Genomic DNA, 16,155 nt, shown 5'->3' with positions numbered 1-16,155 from the left:
TGTTGTCACCTCTAATAAACGGGCTTAAGACGTTGGTGCCAGCCCTTCAATAAAGTGCAGTTGAATGAAGTCAGCCACTTCGTCTTTTGGCAATGCATCATTCCCACGTAATTTCCAGTCATTCACTAAATTAATGTACATTTTAAACATCAAGAAAGCTGTTATGCTCGGGTCGCATGATCGGATCTCTTTTCGTTCAATGGCTTTGGAAATTCGCTCTTCGATAAATAAACAGATTTCTTCCTCTAAGGCATCCAATGCTTCCGTTACAATCGGTGTCCCCAACTGGATAGCTTCTTGTGATAATTTGATTGTTAATTCATGTTGATCCCTAAAGGCGACTACATGGTGTAATACATTGTTAAAATTATCAATAAAAGAACGCTCTGATCTGATTGATTGAGTCGCTACTTCACGCATTTCGGTTGCTACGTTTTGAATAATAGCTTTTAACAATTCTTCTTTATTAGAGAAATAGTTATAAATCGTTCCTTTTCCAACCTTCGCTATTTTTGACACGAGGTCCATTGTGGTTGCCTTATATCCAAATTGTGAAAAAGACTCTGTTGCAGCTGCTATGATTTGTTTTTTTCGATCCATTCGCCCGATTCACTCCAAACTGACTAAAATACTGTTTTGGTCATTTATACAATATATCACGTTGCATACGGTTCGTAAAGCCTTATTTTAACGTTAAATCTTTTTACTTATTCAAAAATTTTGTTTTGAATAATGTTAAATGGTGGTAATACAATAATAGAAGTCTTTAAAAAGTTTTTGAATGAAAAGCAGGAAGGTCGAGTAGCGAAGCGTATGTAGGTTAATACTTGGAGAAAAGCTCACGCTGAAATTCTCCGCTTATCATTTAGTGACTTTTTGAACATCCTTTATATGAAGCGTTTAAAAAGGAGTGATTATGATGGAAAGTATCGTACCAACCATAAAGCTACATGATGGAATGGAAGTACCGACAATTGGATTTGGGACAGCTAATATAAAAGGAAATCAAGGCACAACGGTGATTGCCAATGCGATATCTAATGGTTACCGGTTACTTGATACTGCCTATAATTATGAGAATGAAGGTGCCGTCGGGGAAGCGATCCGCCGAGCTGCTGTACCAAGAGAAAAATTACGAGTTACATCCAAATTGCCTGGACGCTATCACCAATACGATGAGGCGATTAAAGCAATACAAGAATCATTATTCCGTGCCAACCTGGACTATTTCGATCTTTATTTGATCCATTGGCCAAACCCAAAACAAGATCATTACGTAGAAGCATGGCAGGCATTAATGGATGCACAAAAATGGGGATTGGTTCGTTCGATTGGCGTCAGTAACTTTTTACCGGAGCACCTGGAAAGACTGCAACGTGAAACGGGTGTGATGCCAACCGTCAATCAAATCGAGCTACATCCTTTCTTTAACCAGGAAGAACAACGGACTTTCCACGAAAAGCATCAGATTGTAACAGAGTCATGGAGCCCGCTCTATCGTGCAGAAGAAATCATGGAAAATGAAACAATACAGCAGGTCGCGAAGAAATATCATAAATCAGTAGGGCAGGTGATCCTACGCTGGCATTATCAGCTTGGAAATGTAACAATTCCGCGGTCAACTTCACCTGAACATCAATTAAACAATCTGTCTATTTTTGATTTTGCTTTGGATTATGAAGATATGGAAGCAATCGGACATTTAACGCGAACGGATGGCAGAATTAATGATCAGGATCCGGCCGTTTATGAAGAATTTTAAAATAAGGTTGCAGCTGAGAGAATTATTTTTCTCTCAGCGTGTATTACCGTCTGAAAGGAAGTAGATGAAATGGGCAGAATGTATATTTCCATAGCTTCATTATTTTTGTTGCTAAGTATCCTTCCACTAACACTTGTTACATTGCTAGATTACGAAAATTTTTCTTCCTATCTTTCTATTGTAACTCTCGGGGCAACTGGGAGTATGAGTCTGATCATTCCGATTGGTTACAGCATTATCAGTTTAATTTTTTCGTTTTTCATAAAAAGAACGGATATTAAATTATTTTTACTTATTGCTGGGTTTATTTTTTTATTAGTTAATATAGGCATGTGGTATATCGGTAATTTTGCTTTTTTAGAGCCTTAATTATGAGTGGATTGCGGTCTTCTGAATCGGTTCTTCCTCCCTTGCCGAACCAACCGAACTGATAATAAATATATAGAACGGATAAACGATTAATCCTCCTATCAAAAACAGACCAGCAACAGGGTTAGGATCGTCTCCACCATTCGTCATCGGAAATAAAGAAGCAACTACGTATGTAAAGAGTACTAAATATAGGAACCAAAGCACGATAGCCCAATAGTTAGCATTTCTTCCATTCAACCACTTTTTGGTCAAGTAATAGAGCGCGATGGTTCCCCCAATCATTTCAATTGCAGCATAAATCCAGGTAACCGTACTTATTGTATCTATATCCCAATTTGTTAATCTATTGATTCTATACACATTTAACATTAATTGCATCGGTACAAAAAACATAAGAGCGTACAACATACTAACCACATTTAATTTCAAGAAATACTTCAATTATAGTCCCCCCTTGATGATTATCGAATTGATTTTGTCTGTTCTTTTCATAGCAGTAAGTATCCATTTGCAAAAAAAGAAACATTACCAAATGTCACTTACGACTGTTACTGATGGTCCAATCCATCATTTTATCAATAATATAAAACTTGATATCCCGATTGTATTTTATTGTTCATAATATTTTTGTTATCACTGGATAATCAGGGACATATTCATTCCAATCATATGCCTGAATTGCTGACGGAAACAAAACAACGCTTCTCATAATTCGATCCTATTGTTCTGCAAAATATTTTTGTATTATTTTCATCATAACTATCCAAAATAAGTGTATTTTTAGCATGTCTCAATGTTCTTCTGATAAAAACAATTGATATTTTTGGTAGCTTTACAGCCTAAGAATTCGAACCGTGTCTATTTCTTCCTGTTACATTTTTCTAATTCTCAATTTGTTCCGTCTCCTTAACATTTATTTCATTTGAATGTTTTATTTTATCAAATGCCACAAATAAAAAGCCTGAAATAATGCCAGAAAGTAGCTTGAAAGGAACCACTTCGCTTGCTGCCAAAGCTAAAATACAAAAGATCAGTGGCACAAAACTAATGATTAATTTTTCAATAAGAAACCCTTCAGTAAATATTTTAATAGCTAGCAAAAATCCTATTGTTAAACCAATAATTAATAAGTATTCTTTGCTATCGCCATCACCAAACAATTTTGAAATTAAGTATATTACCGCAATACTCGCCACATAATCCAGCCATCTCCTGCGCATATCTCATTATTCCTTTCCAATCAATTTTTCTATTCTTTTCCACTACTTTTTATTAACTCCACCTCATCCTTTTGAGGTTCATAGGCATACTTCCAGAAATATTCTTCCTCATCCTGATCGCTTTTCACCAATTTTGTTAAAGTGATCACGTATGCTGCTGTACCTGCTTCTTTCCATACTCTATCACTTACAATACTCTCATGCGGCATAACATTGATAACGTGATTCATTCTGTGAAACTTGACAACCGGCTAACAGAATAAACACGATCAAAAATCCACCAGAAGCCATCCATTTACATTTCATGACATCAGCCCCCATCGTTGTATAAACACCCCTATTTTAACATGAATATCCATAAGCAACTATAATGAAAATATTTATTTCTTAAATATATTAGCTACTTATAATTCGGACTATGTAAACGTATGACGAAGTGGAAATATGGCCGCTAAGCAGTTAGATGACATATATAGAAATCCATACATCTTCTTGAGTATGGTTTTTTTGCAATTCGCTTTGTAACACATATTAAAAACGCCATTCATTCACTGATTAACGACATTTTTAACGTTTCAACGTTTATTCAAATGTAATGACTACTCTACTCTTCGGAAGCGACGGAATATCATTCATGCTGTAAGCAAGATTCTGCTTTGGAAAGGAATAAGAAACCTCATTCACAAAAAATTCAGCTGTTTCTTTCAATATATCAATCGTCATCCATTCGCCGGCACAACGGTGACCGATATCGAATTCTCCTCCTCCTTGTGGAATAAAATCAAACGGACTACTTTTCCATTCCATAAAACGTTCTGGCTCAAACCGCTCCGGATTTTCCCATATGTCAGGATCATGATTAGTACCATACAAATCGATAAGCGTTAGCGTACCTTCTTTGAATTCATACCCTTTCCAAGTGAAGTCCTGTTTGACGCGTGCTGCTGCAAAAGGGAAAAATGGATAATAACGGCGAACCTCTTGTATAAAGCTTTTAGCATCCCCATCCTCAATATGTGCGACCTTTTCTGGAAAGTCGTGAATCGATAGCATAAGAAAATCAATATATACTGCAATGGCAACAATCGGCCGTAACAAATTTAATATCTCTACGGCAACAATGCTCTTTTCTAAACCTTTCCCGTTATGATCTTTATGCATCGAAAACTGGTATAGAGCTCGATCCTGATCTGCTGCTAACTCATGGTTTCTCACTTTGTCCACCATGTCTTCGAGCCATCCCTGCGCTTTGATTCGAGAATATCTAGCCTTCCAATGCTTTGGACCAACATCTGCTGCATGTTCAAACATATCACTTAATTCGTCCACCCATTGTTCCTCATCAGTTGAGTCTACTGAAACGCCAGTCCATTTCAATGCAGCCCTTGTCAGCACATTTTTCGCAGCATCATAGACTTCCAATTTTTCTTGATTGGCTTTCACTTCAGCACGCCACTCTTCACGGACTAACGCTTGCATTTCTGTTAATTTTTCTTTTGTCATCAATGACATGAACATATTCTTACGATGATGGTGCGCTTGCCCATCCAACCCCTGTACACCACCCTGACCGAATAATGTTTTTTGAATACGGCCAGGAGCTGCATTTTTTCGTGAAAACTTTTCGTTGTCATAAAATAATTCCGCTTCTTCTTTCCCGACCATACAGATGACTTTTTCTGCTAAAATTCTTGTTTCAAAAATACGATGATCAAACTTCTCGGCATGATTCATGATATAATGATAACCTTCTTTTAACACTTCTAAAGTGTGATCAAGTCCACCCTCTTTAGGCATCGCCATAATAAAAACCTCCCTCGAATCAATTCTTGTTACTATCATTCCCCGCAATCCGTGATACAAACAAAAAACTGACACATCCAACTGCGTCAGTCTTTCGTTTGTACTCCTATATCTTTATTTTTCCGTTCTTTTACTTCGACCATTTTCTGATAGAAGGCTGATTCTAAATCAATCTCAAAATAATTAGCGTATTTGACGATGTAGGCCATACAGTCTGCCAGTTCTTTACCTACATCTTCTCTAACACTTTCTTTCGCTGCTTCAAACGCTTCTGATTCTGGAGTACCTTGATTCAATTGCTTGTTTGTGCTGTTAAACACTTTTCGCAGTTCCTCTGCTACCTCTGCCACTTCTGTTGACAATAGCATATAGTTATGTAGGAATGATGCTTGTTCTTCCTGATAATTTTCTCCGCTAATTTCCCAATTCATCTCTTTGTGATAAGCTGCCATATATGCTTGCAATTCTTTCAATGCTTCCACCTCATCCTTTTTTTATTAGTGTATCACAGATGGCTATTTGCAGTTTCCGTACACAGAAAGTATCATAATAAGAAAATGAAAAGAGGTATTGTGATGCAATTAATATTGGCCTCATCTTCTCCGCGAAGACAGCAGTTATTGGAACAAGTAGGAATCTCTTTTAAGATTCGCAAGCCTGAAGTGGATGAATCGGTTATAAAATTGGAAGAACCTTCACGTAAAGTTGAAGAACTTGCGAAGTTAAAAAACAATCATGTTACGTTAAAAGACCACAATGAAGTTATTTTATCTGCTGATACGGTCGTTGCGTATCAAAAACACATTTTTGAGAAACCGAAAACGAAGGAAGAAGCTTACACCATGATCGAAAGCTTAAGTGATAGACAGCATGACGTGTATACTGGTGTCATGTTACGTTCTGTCAAAAAGACGATCATTTTTGTCGAGAAAACAACAGTAGAATTTTGGCCGATTTCGAAAAAAGACATTCATACATACATCGATACCGATGAACCTTATGATAAGGCTGGCGGCTATGGCATTCAAAGTATCGGAGCAAAATTTGTCAAAGGGATTGTCGGTGATTACTATAATGTTGTCGGATTGCCTGTTTCACGTGTAGTGCGGGCATTACAGGAATTTGATCAATAAAGTCAATCAGTGGTTTATCTCTCGAATCTTGGGGTGGGGGTATTACGGACGGTTAGCGCCGTGATAAAAAAATCAGTCAGCTTTTCACTGACTGATTTTTTTATTAATATGTTGGCCAACCGTTGCTATCCCAACTAAGATCATTAATCAGCAATCGTGGTAAACCATTACTTTCTGCATCATAAGCATGACGAATGATCAGATTTTGATATACATCCTGATGTCCTGGTCCAATCCATCTGTCATTTCCGGTATCTAGAATAGTACCGCCTCCTTGCATCATACTGTTCCCCACTTTATCATAATACGGACCGGTAATTTGTGCAGAGCGTCCTACCGCAATCTTGTAGTCACTGTTCACACCGCTGCAGCATGAATCAAAGGAAACAAACAGATAATAATAGCCATTATGATAGGTGATTGTTGGTGCTTCTACCGCATGTTCAGGATCAGATGGTCTTGCCGCTATCGAGTGTTGTGTTCCTGTTGGCTTCATTGTATTTGGGTCTAATTTAGTTAATTTAATGCCGCTCCAGTAAGACCCGTATGATAACCATGGCTGTCCGTTTTCATCAACAATCATCGCCGGATCAATCGCATTATAATTATCAGAAGTAGTTGTCCGTGTTACCAGTCCATCATCCCGCCAATTCCCCGAAGAAATACTATCTGTTGACAGTAAACCTATTAATGACTGATTAGAGCCAAATGATGAAACAGAATAGTACAGCCAATAACGACCATTGAAATATTCAATATCTGGCGCCCACTGATTACTTGCATGATTCGGTACATAATCGCTCCACCAGCTAGCAGGCTCCGGGAAGATGACAGGTGCTTCGCCCCAACTGTAACCGCTATCATTTGAATAAATAACTCTAATTCCGTTGCCATCTGCTGGTCCAGTTCCAAACACCCAATATGTATCATTTTCTTTCACCATCGAAGGATCATGAATCATCGGATGTTCCTCCATATCCCAGAAAGCTGCCGAGACAGATACTCCTGAAATACCAATAAATAATAAAGATAACAAAATAACTTTCCACGTTACACGTAACATTTCATATGCTCCTCTCTTTTTTATTAAGTATGCGCTTACAAATATTATGTTGTAATCATACTTAATTAAATATCATTTTATCACAATTAGAAAAACAAACAAGGTACTTATATACTAATTTTTATTTTAAATATAATATTTTTGTTAATTGTACAATCCGTAATTCATTGGAATTTACCGTTTACATATTATCCAAAAAAGGTAACTATATTTATAAGGAGGGGTAAAAGTAATGAATAAATGGTTATCTGTATTTCTAGGTTTTATCGCTATTGGCATTATCGGTGGACTAATCTGGTCAGAACTCCCTGCTCAAACAAACGAGACAAAGATAGAAACAGAGCAGGACGATATACATAAACAGCAAGACCCTTCTTTAGATAAGCAACGAGCCCGTGAAATTGTATCAAACTATCAGTCAGCCTTTGAATCGATTATGGATGACACAGATGAACAGAACTTTTTACAGAACTTTGATACAAAAGAGAAAATCCAGCATCACTTACAAGAGTACCTCTCATCCGACTACACCAACCAACTCATTAATCGCTATATTACAACGAAAGATAATAGTCTTTATTTCAAATCACAAGGGTCTCCTTTATTTTTAAATCCAGACAAAGCATTTACGTTAACACAGGAAGCAGAGCAACACTATATTATCAGTCAGGAACAGAATAATGAATCAACTGGTCCGATTAAAAAAATATTTCATTTATCTTGGGAAGATGATCATTGGATTGTATCAAACGTAGAGGCTGAACGTTTAGATGAACAGAACTAAAGCACGGACAAAATCACACCACGGTAGACAATAGTTAAAAAGTCTGCCCAAAGCAACGATTGTCGAATTTTACTCTCGAGGAAAGAAAAAACGAAGAGCTGGACTGTCATGGAGCAAAATCAGGCAGGTGATTGGAATTATTTCAGCGAGATAGACGATAAAAGACTTGGGCATTACCCAAGTCTTTGTTATTTAAATGCCTTTTGATAATAAGCTCTTAATTCTTCTGCATTATCCGGCCAATCGACTTCTTTTCCTTCCGCCATTTGACCGAATGCATCTAGGCAGCGATGCCAGCCAGCAGCAATGAATTGCGCTAACTTTTTGTCATCAAACGTGTGCTTGAAGGTAAATTGACTGCCAGTCTTTTCTGGTGTTACTTTCATTTCGACCAGATCATCTACTTCCTGAAAAACAAACGTGTGAGGACGCTCGTATTCCAGAACCTCACCTTCGTATTGCGATCCTTCCCCATCATCAAAATACAACTTACCTCCAACAGCCAATTCCATTTCTCCAGTAGCAAAAGGATACCATTTTGTAAAGTAAGCCGGAGTCGTCATCACTTCAAATGCTTTCTCTGCTGAGCATGACAACTCTCGCTGAAACGCTAGCACGTATCTTCCATTCACTTCATAAAGCTGACCATAACCAGTCATGCCACGCCTCCTCCATTTTTTAATTAGTTCTACCATATACGTTTATAAAGCTGAATGCAATTAAAAACAGCTTGACGACAGCCATGATTACCGTTATATTTTTTGTTAATTATATTGCGTAAGAAAGGATGAAAACTCTATGAAAATAGCAGATATTTACGGAAACCTTCCATTGCTAGAAACAAATAGACTACGGCTTCGTAAAGTCAAACGAACAGATATCGAAGCAATTTATCATTATGCTTCCCAAGATAAAGTATCCCGCTATGTCACTTGGAATTCGCACGAGTCACTCCATGAGACAACTGCATTTGTCCAATTCATCCTGGAACAATACGAAAAAGGTAACATCGCACCTTGGGGTATCGAATATAAAGCGACAGGAGAATTCATCGGCACAGTTGATTTCGTTACATGGGATCCCGCTCAATTCACAGCTGAAATTGGTTATGTTATCACCCCGGAATACTGGGGCAAAGGCATTGTTACGGAAGCAGTTAGGGAATTAGTCCGCTTCGGATTTTCTGCAATGAAATTAGAACGGATTCAAGCTCGTTGTCTGGAAGAAAATATCGCCTCCGCCCGCGTTATGGAGAAATCAGGAATGACCTGTGAAGGCAACCTGCGACATGCTATTTATAAAAATGGCAAGCATAGCAACCTCAAAATCTATTCAATACTGAGAGAAGAATGGAATCAATCTCAAAAGGCTTAATATTGGGTACGATGCAAATCTCGGAATGTGAAGATTTGTGTCGTATCTAATTTAAATGGATAAGTACGGAGTCTCCACACAAAAGGTTTTGGGGACAAAACTACTAATCTACTCCTCCGCTTTAAGTGCCTTTCTCTCCCATGCATTAGTCCATCGCCGTCAAGTTAAGGTAATGCTTTTAAAAAGAAAAGTGAATACGTTACCGTAATGAATACAAGTTATCTGTGTGCAGTGATTTTTTGTGAGTTGAGTGTAAGAAATCATTTATAATAGCTGTTCCTGAAAGAAATCGGATGTTTGACCACAGGAGTCCTTTTGATATCCTTGAGAGGTCATATTTTTGATTCTTATAGACAACTTTTGACCTTTCCCTTTTCAACTGTCCATAAGAATGGATTATATGATAGGCCGAACATGTAAGACAGTTTAAGCACTCTTTTCTCTTTTCCTTAGCTTGACGGCTATGTGCATTAGCCCCAGGTCTCGATTTGTACCTAGCTCAGAGCTACCTCCTTTTCTTTTTATCCGTACACAGATAGAAAAGCTTGGAGCAAAACTCCAAGCTTTTCTATCTCTTATTCACTCCACTGTGCAATTAAGTCTTGCGCATCAGCGGTTAATGATGAAACTTGTTTATCTGCTAAATTACTTTTCTCTAGATGCTTAATAAATTGATTCATATGCCAAATCGCCAATCTAGGGTGATCTTTAGCAAGTTGATGTTCAGCTTGTTTCAGTTTCAGAGATAAAATTTTGTGACCTGGATTATCGGCTGAGATCGATACGGCATGCTCTATCGCTTGCAAACTTGGCGTATAATCTACCTCTGGAAAATCCAGTTCTCCATTCAATACCTGATCACGAATATCTTCACCTAAATAATATCCTAAATGCGGCGGTTGGTTGTAAGTCGTATTTTGCCATGCAATCCCCATACGATAGACCGAATCATGCATTAAAGTCGGCAATCTATAGTCAGTCGGAATAGACGTGGTGAATATTCTTAATTCCGTACTGTCTTCCGTTGGATAAATTGCTTCCTCACGCCAGTCACCGAGAATATCTGCTTGCAAGGTAGGATTTGCTTTTGTTCCGTTATTGCTGATCACGCCTTCAAAGCTTTCCAGAACATTAACTTGATTCGCTGACTCATCATATTTAGAAATGGTTGTACCATCCAGCATCTCGTTTAACAAATCGCCATCCCAATAGCTGACAAAGTTCACCGGTAAACCGATATCACGGAAGCTGTTTGTCACAACATCGCCATTGACGTTGTAAACACCACCGCCAGTTTCAACAGTACCACCACCGGCACCCCAGATTTCATAGCCAGGACTTGAGGTAATATTACCTGCTACACCACGTCCAGCATCTTTAAACGCATAATAGGCTTGTAAACTTTCACCTGTTGCCCCATCATGATATTCCAATGATGCGACTTCAGAGGATTCGCGAACTCCAAAGACATGCAGTCCTTCACGATTCGGATCGAAAGCACCTACATGCAGTGCATCCCCATGCGATCCCTGGACACGACCCATATCGCCATCCATCGCATACAAAATCGAACCATCATGATCAAGTGTTAAGGATCCAGCTACAATTTCATCAAAACCATCATTGTCGACATCACCGGTTGCCAGGTTGTGATTACCTAAGCTTGCTCCTCTGCCGGCTTCATCAGAATCAAAAGTCCAGTCTTCGATGAGCTCACCATTCTCCAGACTATACGCGGCAAAAGCAGTACGCTCATAATAACCGCGCCCATAAATCGCACTCGGTTTTTTGCCATCAATATATGCTACACCTGAAAGGAAACGATCCGATCGATTATAGAAAGTATCTCCCCACGATGCACCATGATCTCCTTCTTCTTTCTCTACTGGGAAGGCGAAATCAATCGTATCTATTTCCTTACCAGTATCACCGGCAAATACAGAAATATATTCGGGACCATCCACCACATGGCCGCCTTCATTGATCCATTTGCCATTATCTTCTTCATTTCCTATCACACTGACTTTTTTCGAACTGTCATATTTACCATCTGTTGCGCCATAAGTTGTAGTAGCATCGGCAGACTTGATTAAAAACTCAGACTTGCCATCACTGTTCATATCAGCTACAACAAACTGATGATATTGTGGACCGGAAGTTAAATTCATCCCCATATTCATTCGCCATAATAAAGTACCATCTAACTCATAAGCATCGAAAATCGTTGGACCAGTAATTACATCTTCTAATGCTGTCATCGCATTCGATGGACGCCATTTCAGAATGACCTCATATTCACCGTCACCATCGAGATCACCAACACTGGCATCATTAGCACTATACGTATAATCACCAGTTGCCGTAGTACCACCTTCTGGTTTTTGTAATGGTAGGGATAGATAATTATTTTCCTCCACGCTTACTTTAGTTCGCTCCATTATTTCTCCATTGGCATACGTTACAATCGAATAGTGATCATCTGCAGAACCATGTTTATCCGTAAAATTCGTTACAGACAAAAGGTCATGATTAAGTCTTTTGCCATTACGGTAGACACGGAATTTGACGTCTTTATCATATTCGTCGACCAATAACCTCCATGACAAAAAGATACCATCATCCGTTTCCAATGCTACCGCTCCGCGATCCAGCCACTCTGTAGCACGGTTTGTATCTGGCGGAGTCAAACGATTATAGACATAAACGGTCGCTTTCCGGTCAAAAGCATTATCGATTTCTGCAGAATCAGCAATCGTTCCAGAAAACTCATAGACCCCCGATTGCTCTGGATCCCATTCTTTCCCTACCGGCTGCCATTCACTTATCGCGGCCTCTGTTGTACTATGATCAGCAAGTGCAACGTCTACTGTTTCTGGTAATCCTATTGAATCAATATCAGCACTAGTGTCCCCAACATATACTCGTTCATATGGTAAAGACGGTACGTTGGTAATTGTATTATCATTTATCGGTACATGATAGATACCTACATTATCTAAGTATGTGGTCCATGTATGATTATTTCCTGAAGTACGAACGCCAACAAGACGTAAAGTGGAGACATTACCGTCAAAATCCACCTCATCTAAAGTAGATTGATAGCTTTCCTTTACGCCTGTAGCCTGATTCTCCATATCAAGTGACACATTATTGGAAGCAAGATCGAACGTCACCGCAGCATGATACCATGTTTCTTGATCAGTAAAGGATGTAGCTGTCTGTTCCTGATCTCCCGCATAATACGTAATAGGTTCTTTATTTGTACTATTTATGGTAAAGACTGTATTACCTGCACCATCCAGGATTCGGAATTCCCCACCATTTTCATATAAGTGCTCACCCTTATCATTACTTTTTCCTGGATACCAATCAAAAGTCACTAACACTTTTTCACCCATAACATTAGTGTCTAAGGACTTAGTAGCAACTCTTCCACCAGATTGATCCACAATATCGAATTGAAGCTTATCTGTTTCATTGCCCGCTACATCTTCCGTATTTGTTGAGAGGGTCGCTGCAGCAGTTGTAAAGCCCCAGTTATCCGGGGTTACTTCCCCACTATCACCGAAATCCGTGTAATACACGCCCTGGAACCCTTCTACATCGGGAATTTCAGCAGCTTTAACTGTAGAAATAGCAGAAAAATTTGCAAAAACTAAACTAAAAATTGCAACAAGTATAAGTACATGTTTTGGCTTCTTTTTATTCTTCAAGCTTGGACACTCCTTCTCCATAAGGCCTGTAGGTTTGATCTTGGTGAAGTGTGTGACATGGCCGTCTATTTTTATGAGATAAGTATTTTACAGCAGAATGTAAATTCGTCACCTCCCACCTTTAATGAAAACGCATACAAATTTCGGCTGCAGGATAACTTGATCTCCTTTTTAAGCGTAGCAAGAATTTTTCATTATTGTCTATAGAACTTTTTTGCAATAATGTCTTAATTGTTTCAACACCAGGTGTCACAAGGGGAAAAACGATGACAACTAATCTGGCAAGTCCGCATCTTGCAAAAATTGTATAGGACGTAGGTACGGGGATAAACAGGTCATTATATCTATATTGTTTGTTATATCTATCCGAGTCAGATTACTTTATATCTTATCACGATAGAGATTACAATGATTAAGAATGAATAATCTAGGGAATTGAATGAACATGAAAGGAGCTATTAACATGAATGAAACTTTTGAAGCATTCGTCGTGAACAAAACAGATGCGACGTTCAGTACAAATATTCAAAACTTGATATTGGACGATTTATCAGATGGTGATGTCTTAATTAAGGTCGCCTATTCCAGTGTAAATTATAAAGATGCCTTAGCAAGCAGTGAGAACGGTAAGGTAGCCAGTTCCTATCCGCTTGTTCCTGGGATTGATTTAGCTGGAACAGTTGTATCCTCTAATACCGACCGTTTTCGTGAAGGCGATCAAGTCATTGCAACCAGCTATGACATTGGTGTCGCACATAATGGTGGTTATAGTGAATATGCTCGTATTCCAGCTGAGTGGATCGTGCCACTTCCTCAAGGATTATCAGTGAAAGAAGCAATGATTTACGGTACAGCCGGTTTTACAGCAGCTTTATCTGTAAATAGACTAGAAGATAACGGCCTGATTCCTCAGAAAGGAAAAGTACTTGTAACAGGTGCAACCGGTGGTGTCGGCAGTTTAGCAGTCGCCATGCTTGCCAAAAAGGGCTATCATGTTGTAGCAAGTACGGGCAAACAATCAGAAAAAGAATATTTACGATCACTTGGTGCCAAAGAAATTATCAGTCGGGAAGACGTTTACGACGGACAGGTAAAACCGCTTGATAAAGAACAGTGGGCCGGAGTGATTGATCCAGTAGGAGGAGAACCGCTTGCATCTGTTTTAAGTAAAGTGCAATACAATGGTTCCGTAGCCGTTAGTGGCTTAACAGCAGGTGTGCAAGTACCGACAACCGTCTTCCCTTTCATTTTAAGAGGGATTAATTTGTTAGGAATTGACTCTGTCAACTGCCCGATGGAGATGCGCAAGAAAGTTTGGCAACGACTTTCAACCGATCTCAAGCTGGACAATTTAGATGAGATTGTAGAAAAGGAAATACCGCTGTCAGAATTACCGGCTAACCTTACCTCCATTCTAAAAGGTAATATTAGAGGCCGAATTTTAGTTAAATTGTAGATAAAGGAAAAAATATGTCTATTGAGTAATTGGAATAATATCAAGTGAGACTTCAATCAGGGGGGTATTACGGACGTTCAGCGCCGTGATAAAGATAATTTCCAGCTATGCTGCTATTGATCATTTCAAGCTATTATGCATGGCTTTTTGTCCGATAGACATGATATAACTATTCCATTCACGTAAACGTAAGGAAAACCGGGCATAACCCCGCGCCCGGTCCTTACCATAAATAATTATACAACTAGCTGTAAGATGGATTATGTAAAGTGACACATAGCGGTCATTTTGAATTGATTCATGTGCTAGGGACAACGTTTCTCCCCGCGATAGTCTATGTTTGGGCCCTGGCAATGGTACAGACTCTTCAAGGAGACAAAACCAGCCGGAATCCACCATCATTTGTCTTCTTTCTTTTTAAACTCTACAAATCTCTGCTAACTGCTCCCACTTTTGGTCCCTTTCTCACTAAACGATACAAATCTCTGCTGACTGGCTCCCACTTTTGGTTCCTTTATCGCTAATCGATACAAATCTCTGCTGACTACACCCCACTTTTGGTCCCTTTATCGCTAAACGATACAAATCTCTGCTAACTGCTCCCACTTTTGGCTCCTTTATCGCTAAACGATACAAATCTCTGCTGACTACACCCCACTTTTGGTCCCTTTATCGCTAAACGATACAAATCTCTGCTGACTACACCCCACTTTTGGTCCCTTTATCGCTAAACGATACAAATCTCTGCTAACTGCTCCCACTTTTGGCTCCTTTATCGCTAAACGATACAAATCTCTGCTGACTACACCCCACTTTTGGTCCCTTTATCGCTAAACGATACAAATCTCTGCTGACTACACCCCACTTTTGGTCCCTTTATCGCTAAACGATACAAATCTCTGCTAACTGCTCCCACTTTTGGCTCCTTTTTCTTATTTGAAATTTTATGTAAGAAGGAATACTGGACAGCATCCTGCATCTACTGCTAAAATTAAATAGTTACCCTAGCTAACTATTTACCCTGCATAGCAGGAAGGAGATGGAAAAATGCAAGAACCACATACGTTTTTTTACCAGTTGATATTGTTATACAGACCATTCGAGAAGAAATTAAATGATCTGTTGCAACAGCATGACTTACACCGGGCGCAATGGATTATCCTTTATTACTTATCCAATTTCGGGCCAAGTACAAATGTCGAGATATCCACCTACCAAGGAGTGGAGAAACCTACGATTACCCGTACGATGAGCCGCCTAGAAGCCTTAGGATTAGTAACCCACCGGCAAGGAAATGACAAACGCGAAAAAAAAATGATGGTTACGGACTACGGGAACCACGTGTATCTAAAAGTGCGACAATCAATCGATCAATTTGAAAAAGAAATTTTAGCTGGGATATCAGAAGAAGATCAAGTAGAAACGATGAGAATCTTCAAGGAAATAAGAAAAAACTTAACAAAGTAAGGAGAATG

16 protein-coding genes are annotated in these 16,155 nt (G+C 39.0%); 7 read left to right on the top strand and 9 right to left on the bottom strand.

Features of this window, described 5'->3' with window-relative positions:
- Nucleotides 1–24 precede the first annotated feature (24 nt).
- Nucleotides 25–600: a TetR/AcrR family transcriptional regulator gene (locus tag MUN87_RS20080; RefSeq protein ID WP_244743418.1), complete on the bottom strand. Its 576-nt coding sequence runs from the start codon at nt 598–600 to the stop codon at nt 25–27.
- A gap of 319 nt (nt 601–919) precedes the next feature.
- On the opposite strand from MUN87_RS20080, the gene MUN87_RS20075 reads away from it, so the two are divergent.
- Entirely contained in the window at nt 920–1,762 is an 843-nt protein-coding gene (locus MUN87_RS20075; RefSeq protein ID WP_244748030.1) for an aldo/keto reductase, read from the top strand.
- A gap of 69 nt (nt 1,763–1,831) precedes the next feature.
- The gene (locus MUN87_RS20070) at nt 1,832–2,131 is read left to right on the top strand and encodes a hypothetical protein (RefSeq protein ID WP_244743416.1); all 300 of its coding nucleotides are present in this window, start codon (nt 1,832–1,834) and stop codon (nt 2,129–2,131) included.
- Here MUN87_RS20070 and MUN87_RS20065 read toward each other — a convergent pair whose 3' ends face one another.
- From MUN87_RS20065 to MUN87_RS20045, 5 genes are all read right to left on the bottom strand, one after another.
- Complete coding sequence (locus MUN87_RS20065) at nt 2,132–2,575, bottom strand: hypothetical protein (RefSeq protein ID WP_244743414.1); 444 nt, start codon at nt 2,573–2,575, stop codon at nt 2,132–2,134. It abuts the gene before it with no gap.
- Nucleotides 2,576–3,015: 440 nt separating this feature from the next.
- Complete coding sequence (locus MUN87_RS20060) at nt 3,016–3,354, bottom strand: hypothetical protein (protein ID WP_244743412.1); 339 nt, start codon at nt 3,352–3,354, stop codon at nt 3,016–3,018.
- A 29-nt stretch (nt 3,355–3,383) separates the two neighbouring features.
- Nucleotides 3,384–3,584: a hypothetical protein gene (locus MUN87_RS20055; protein ID WP_244743408.1), complete on the bottom strand. Its 201-nt coding sequence runs from the start codon at nt 3,582–3,584 to the stop codon at nt 3,384–3,386.
- 352 nt (nt 3,585–3,936) lie between these two features.
- Nucleotides 3,937–5,157: a cytochrome P450 gene (locus MUN87_RS20050; protein WP_244743406.1), complete on the bottom strand. Its 1,221-nt coding sequence runs from the start codon at nt 5,155–5,157 to the stop codon at nt 3,937–3,939.
- A gap of 86 nt (nt 5,158–5,243) precedes the next feature.
- Nucleotides 5,244–5,630 (bottom strand): MazG nucleotide pyrophosphohydrolase domain-containing protein, encoded by a 387-nt coding sequence (locus MUN87_RS20045; RefSeq protein WP_244743404.1) that lies wholly within the window; start codon nt 5,628–5,630, stop codon nt 5,244–5,246.
- Between the two features lie 102 nt (nt 5,631–5,732).
- Here MUN87_RS20045 and MUN87_RS20040 point away from each other — a divergent pair, with 102 nt between their 5' ends.
- Nucleotides 5,733–6,290 carry a Maf family protein gene (locus tag MUN87_RS20040; RefSeq protein WP_244743402.1) on the top strand — a complete coding sequence of 186 codons (558 nt, stop codon included), beginning with the start codon at nt 5,733–5,735 and terminating at the stop codon, nt 6,288–6,290.
- Nucleotides 6,291–6,393: 103 nt separating this feature from the next.
- Here the strand turns inward: MUN87_RS20040 and abnA are convergent, their stop codons facing one another.
- Entirely contained in the window at nt 6,394–7,353 is a 960-nt protein-coding gene (gene abnA, locus MUN87_RS20035) for an arabinan endo-1,5-alpha-L-arabinosidase AbnA (RefSeq protein ID WP_244743400.1), read from the bottom strand.
- A gap of 232 nt (nt 7,354–7,585) precedes the next feature.
- Between abnA and MUN87_RS20030 the strand changes: the two genes are divergently transcribed.
- Nucleotides 7,586–8,137: a hypothetical protein gene (locus tag MUN87_RS20030; protein WP_244743398.1), complete on the top strand. Its 552-nt coding sequence runs from the start codon at nt 7,586–7,588 to the stop codon at nt 8,135–8,137.
- 188 nt (nt 8,138–8,325) lie between these two features.
- On the opposite strand, the gene MUN87_RS20025 is transcribed toward MUN87_RS20030, so the two are convergent.
- Nucleotides 8,326–8,796 carry an SRPBCC domain-containing protein gene (locus MUN87_RS20025; RefSeq protein ID WP_244743396.1) on the bottom strand — a complete coding sequence of 157 codons (471 nt, stop codon included), beginning with the start codon at nt 8,794–8,796 and terminating at the stop codon, nt 8,326–8,328.
- Between the two features lie 139 nt (nt 8,797–8,935).
- Here MUN87_RS20025 and MUN87_RS20020 point away from each other — a divergent pair, with 139 nt between their 5' ends.
- The gene (locus tag MUN87_RS20020; RefSeq protein WP_244743394.1) at nt 8,936–9,511 is read left to right on the top strand and encodes a GNAT family N-acetyltransferase; all 576 of its coding nucleotides are present in this window, start codon (nt 8,936–8,938) and stop codon (nt 9,509–9,511) included.
- Between the two features lie 575 nt (nt 9,512–10,086).
- Here MUN87_RS20020 and MUN87_RS20015 read toward each other — a convergent pair.
- Entirely contained in the window at nt 10,087–13,224 is a 3,138-nt protein-coding gene (locus MUN87_RS20015; RefSeq protein ID WP_244743392.1) for a rhamnogalacturonan lyase, read from the bottom strand.
- A 463-nt stretch (nt 13,225–13,687) separates the two neighbouring features.
- On the opposite strand from MUN87_RS20015, the gene MUN87_RS20010 reads away from it, so the two are divergent.
- Both MUN87_RS20010 and MUN87_RS20005 read left to right on the top strand, forming a co-directional pair.
- Nucleotides 13,688–14,680: an NADPH:quinone oxidoreductase family protein gene (locus tag MUN87_RS20010; protein WP_244743390.1), complete on the top strand. Its 993-nt coding sequence runs from the start codon at nt 13,688–13,690 to the stop codon at nt 14,678–14,680.
- Nucleotides 14,681–15,727: 1,047 nt separating this feature from the next.
- Nucleotides 15,728–16,147, top strand: a complete 420-nt coding sequence (locus MUN87_RS20005) for a MarR family winged helix-turn-helix transcriptional regulator (protein WP_244743387.1) — start codon at nt 15,728–15,730, stop codon at nt 16,145–16,147.
- The last annotated feature ends 8 nt before the right edge of the window (nt 16,148–16,155 follow it).

It is taken from the genome of Gracilibacillus salinarum, from assembly GCF_022919575.1.
GTDB lineage: Bacteria > Bacillota > Bacilli > Bacillales > Amphibacillaceae > Gracilibacillus > Gracilibacillus salinarum.
The sequence above is the reverse complement of the archived record's forward strand: the minus strand, read 5'-3'. Positions and strand labels throughout refer to the sequence as shown.

What these genes read in the sequence shown, in the direction of transcription:
- MUN87_RS20050 (WP_244743406.1), bottom strand. Translation starts at nt 5,157, where the DNA reads ATGGCGATGCCTAAAGAGGGTGGACTTGATCACACTTTAGAAGTGTTA.
- MUN87_RS20080 (WP_244743418.1), bottom strand. Translation starts at nt 600, where the DNA reads ATGGATCGAAAAAAACAAATCATAGCAGCTGCAACAGAGTCTTTTTCA.
- MUN87_RS20060 (WP_244743412.1), bottom strand. Translation starts at nt 3,354, where the DNA reads ATGCGCAGGAGATGGCTGGATTATGTGGCGAGTATTGCGGTAATATAC.
- MUN87_RS20055 (WP_244743408.1), bottom strand. Translation starts at nt 3,584, where the DNA reads ATGAATCACGTTATCAATGTTATGCCGCATGAGAGTATTGTAAGTGAT.
- MUN87_RS20040 (WP_244743402.1), top strand. Translation starts at nt 5,733, where the DNA reads ATGCAATTAATATTGGCCTCATCTTCTCCGCGAAGACAGCAGTTATTG.
- MUN87_RS20005 (WP_244743387.1), top strand. Translation starts at nt 15,728, where the DNA reads ATGCAAGAACCACATACGTTTTTTTACCAGTTGATATTGTTATACAGA.
- MUN87_RS20010 (WP_244743390.1), top strand. Translation starts at nt 13,688, where the DNA reads ATGAATGAAACTTTTGAAGCATTCGTCGTGAACAAAACAGATGCGACG.
- MUN87_RS20020 (WP_244743394.1), top strand. Translation starts at nt 8,936, where the DNA reads ATGAAAATAGCAGATATTTACGGAAACCTTCCATTGCTAGAAACAAAT.
- abnA (WP_244743400.1), bottom strand. Translation starts at nt 7,353, where the DNA reads ATGTTACGTGTAACGTGGAAAGTTATTTTGTTATCTTTATTATTTATT.
- MUN87_RS20075 (WP_244748030.1), top strand. Translation starts at nt 920, where the DNA reads ATGGAAAGTATCGTACCAACCATAAAGCTACATGATGGAATGGAAGTA.
- MUN87_RS20025 (WP_244743396.1), bottom strand. Translation starts at nt 8,796, where the DNA reads ATGACTGGTTATGGTCAGCTTTATGAAGTGAATGGAAGATACGTGCTA.
- MUN87_RS20070 (WP_244743416.1), top strand. Translation starts at nt 1,832, where the DNA reads ATGGGCAGAATGTATATTTCCATAGCTTCATTATTTTTGTTGCTAAGT.
- MUN87_RS20030 (WP_244743398.1), top strand. Translation starts at nt 7,586, where the DNA reads ATGAATAAATGGTTATCTGTATTTCTAGGTTTTATCGCTATTGGCATT.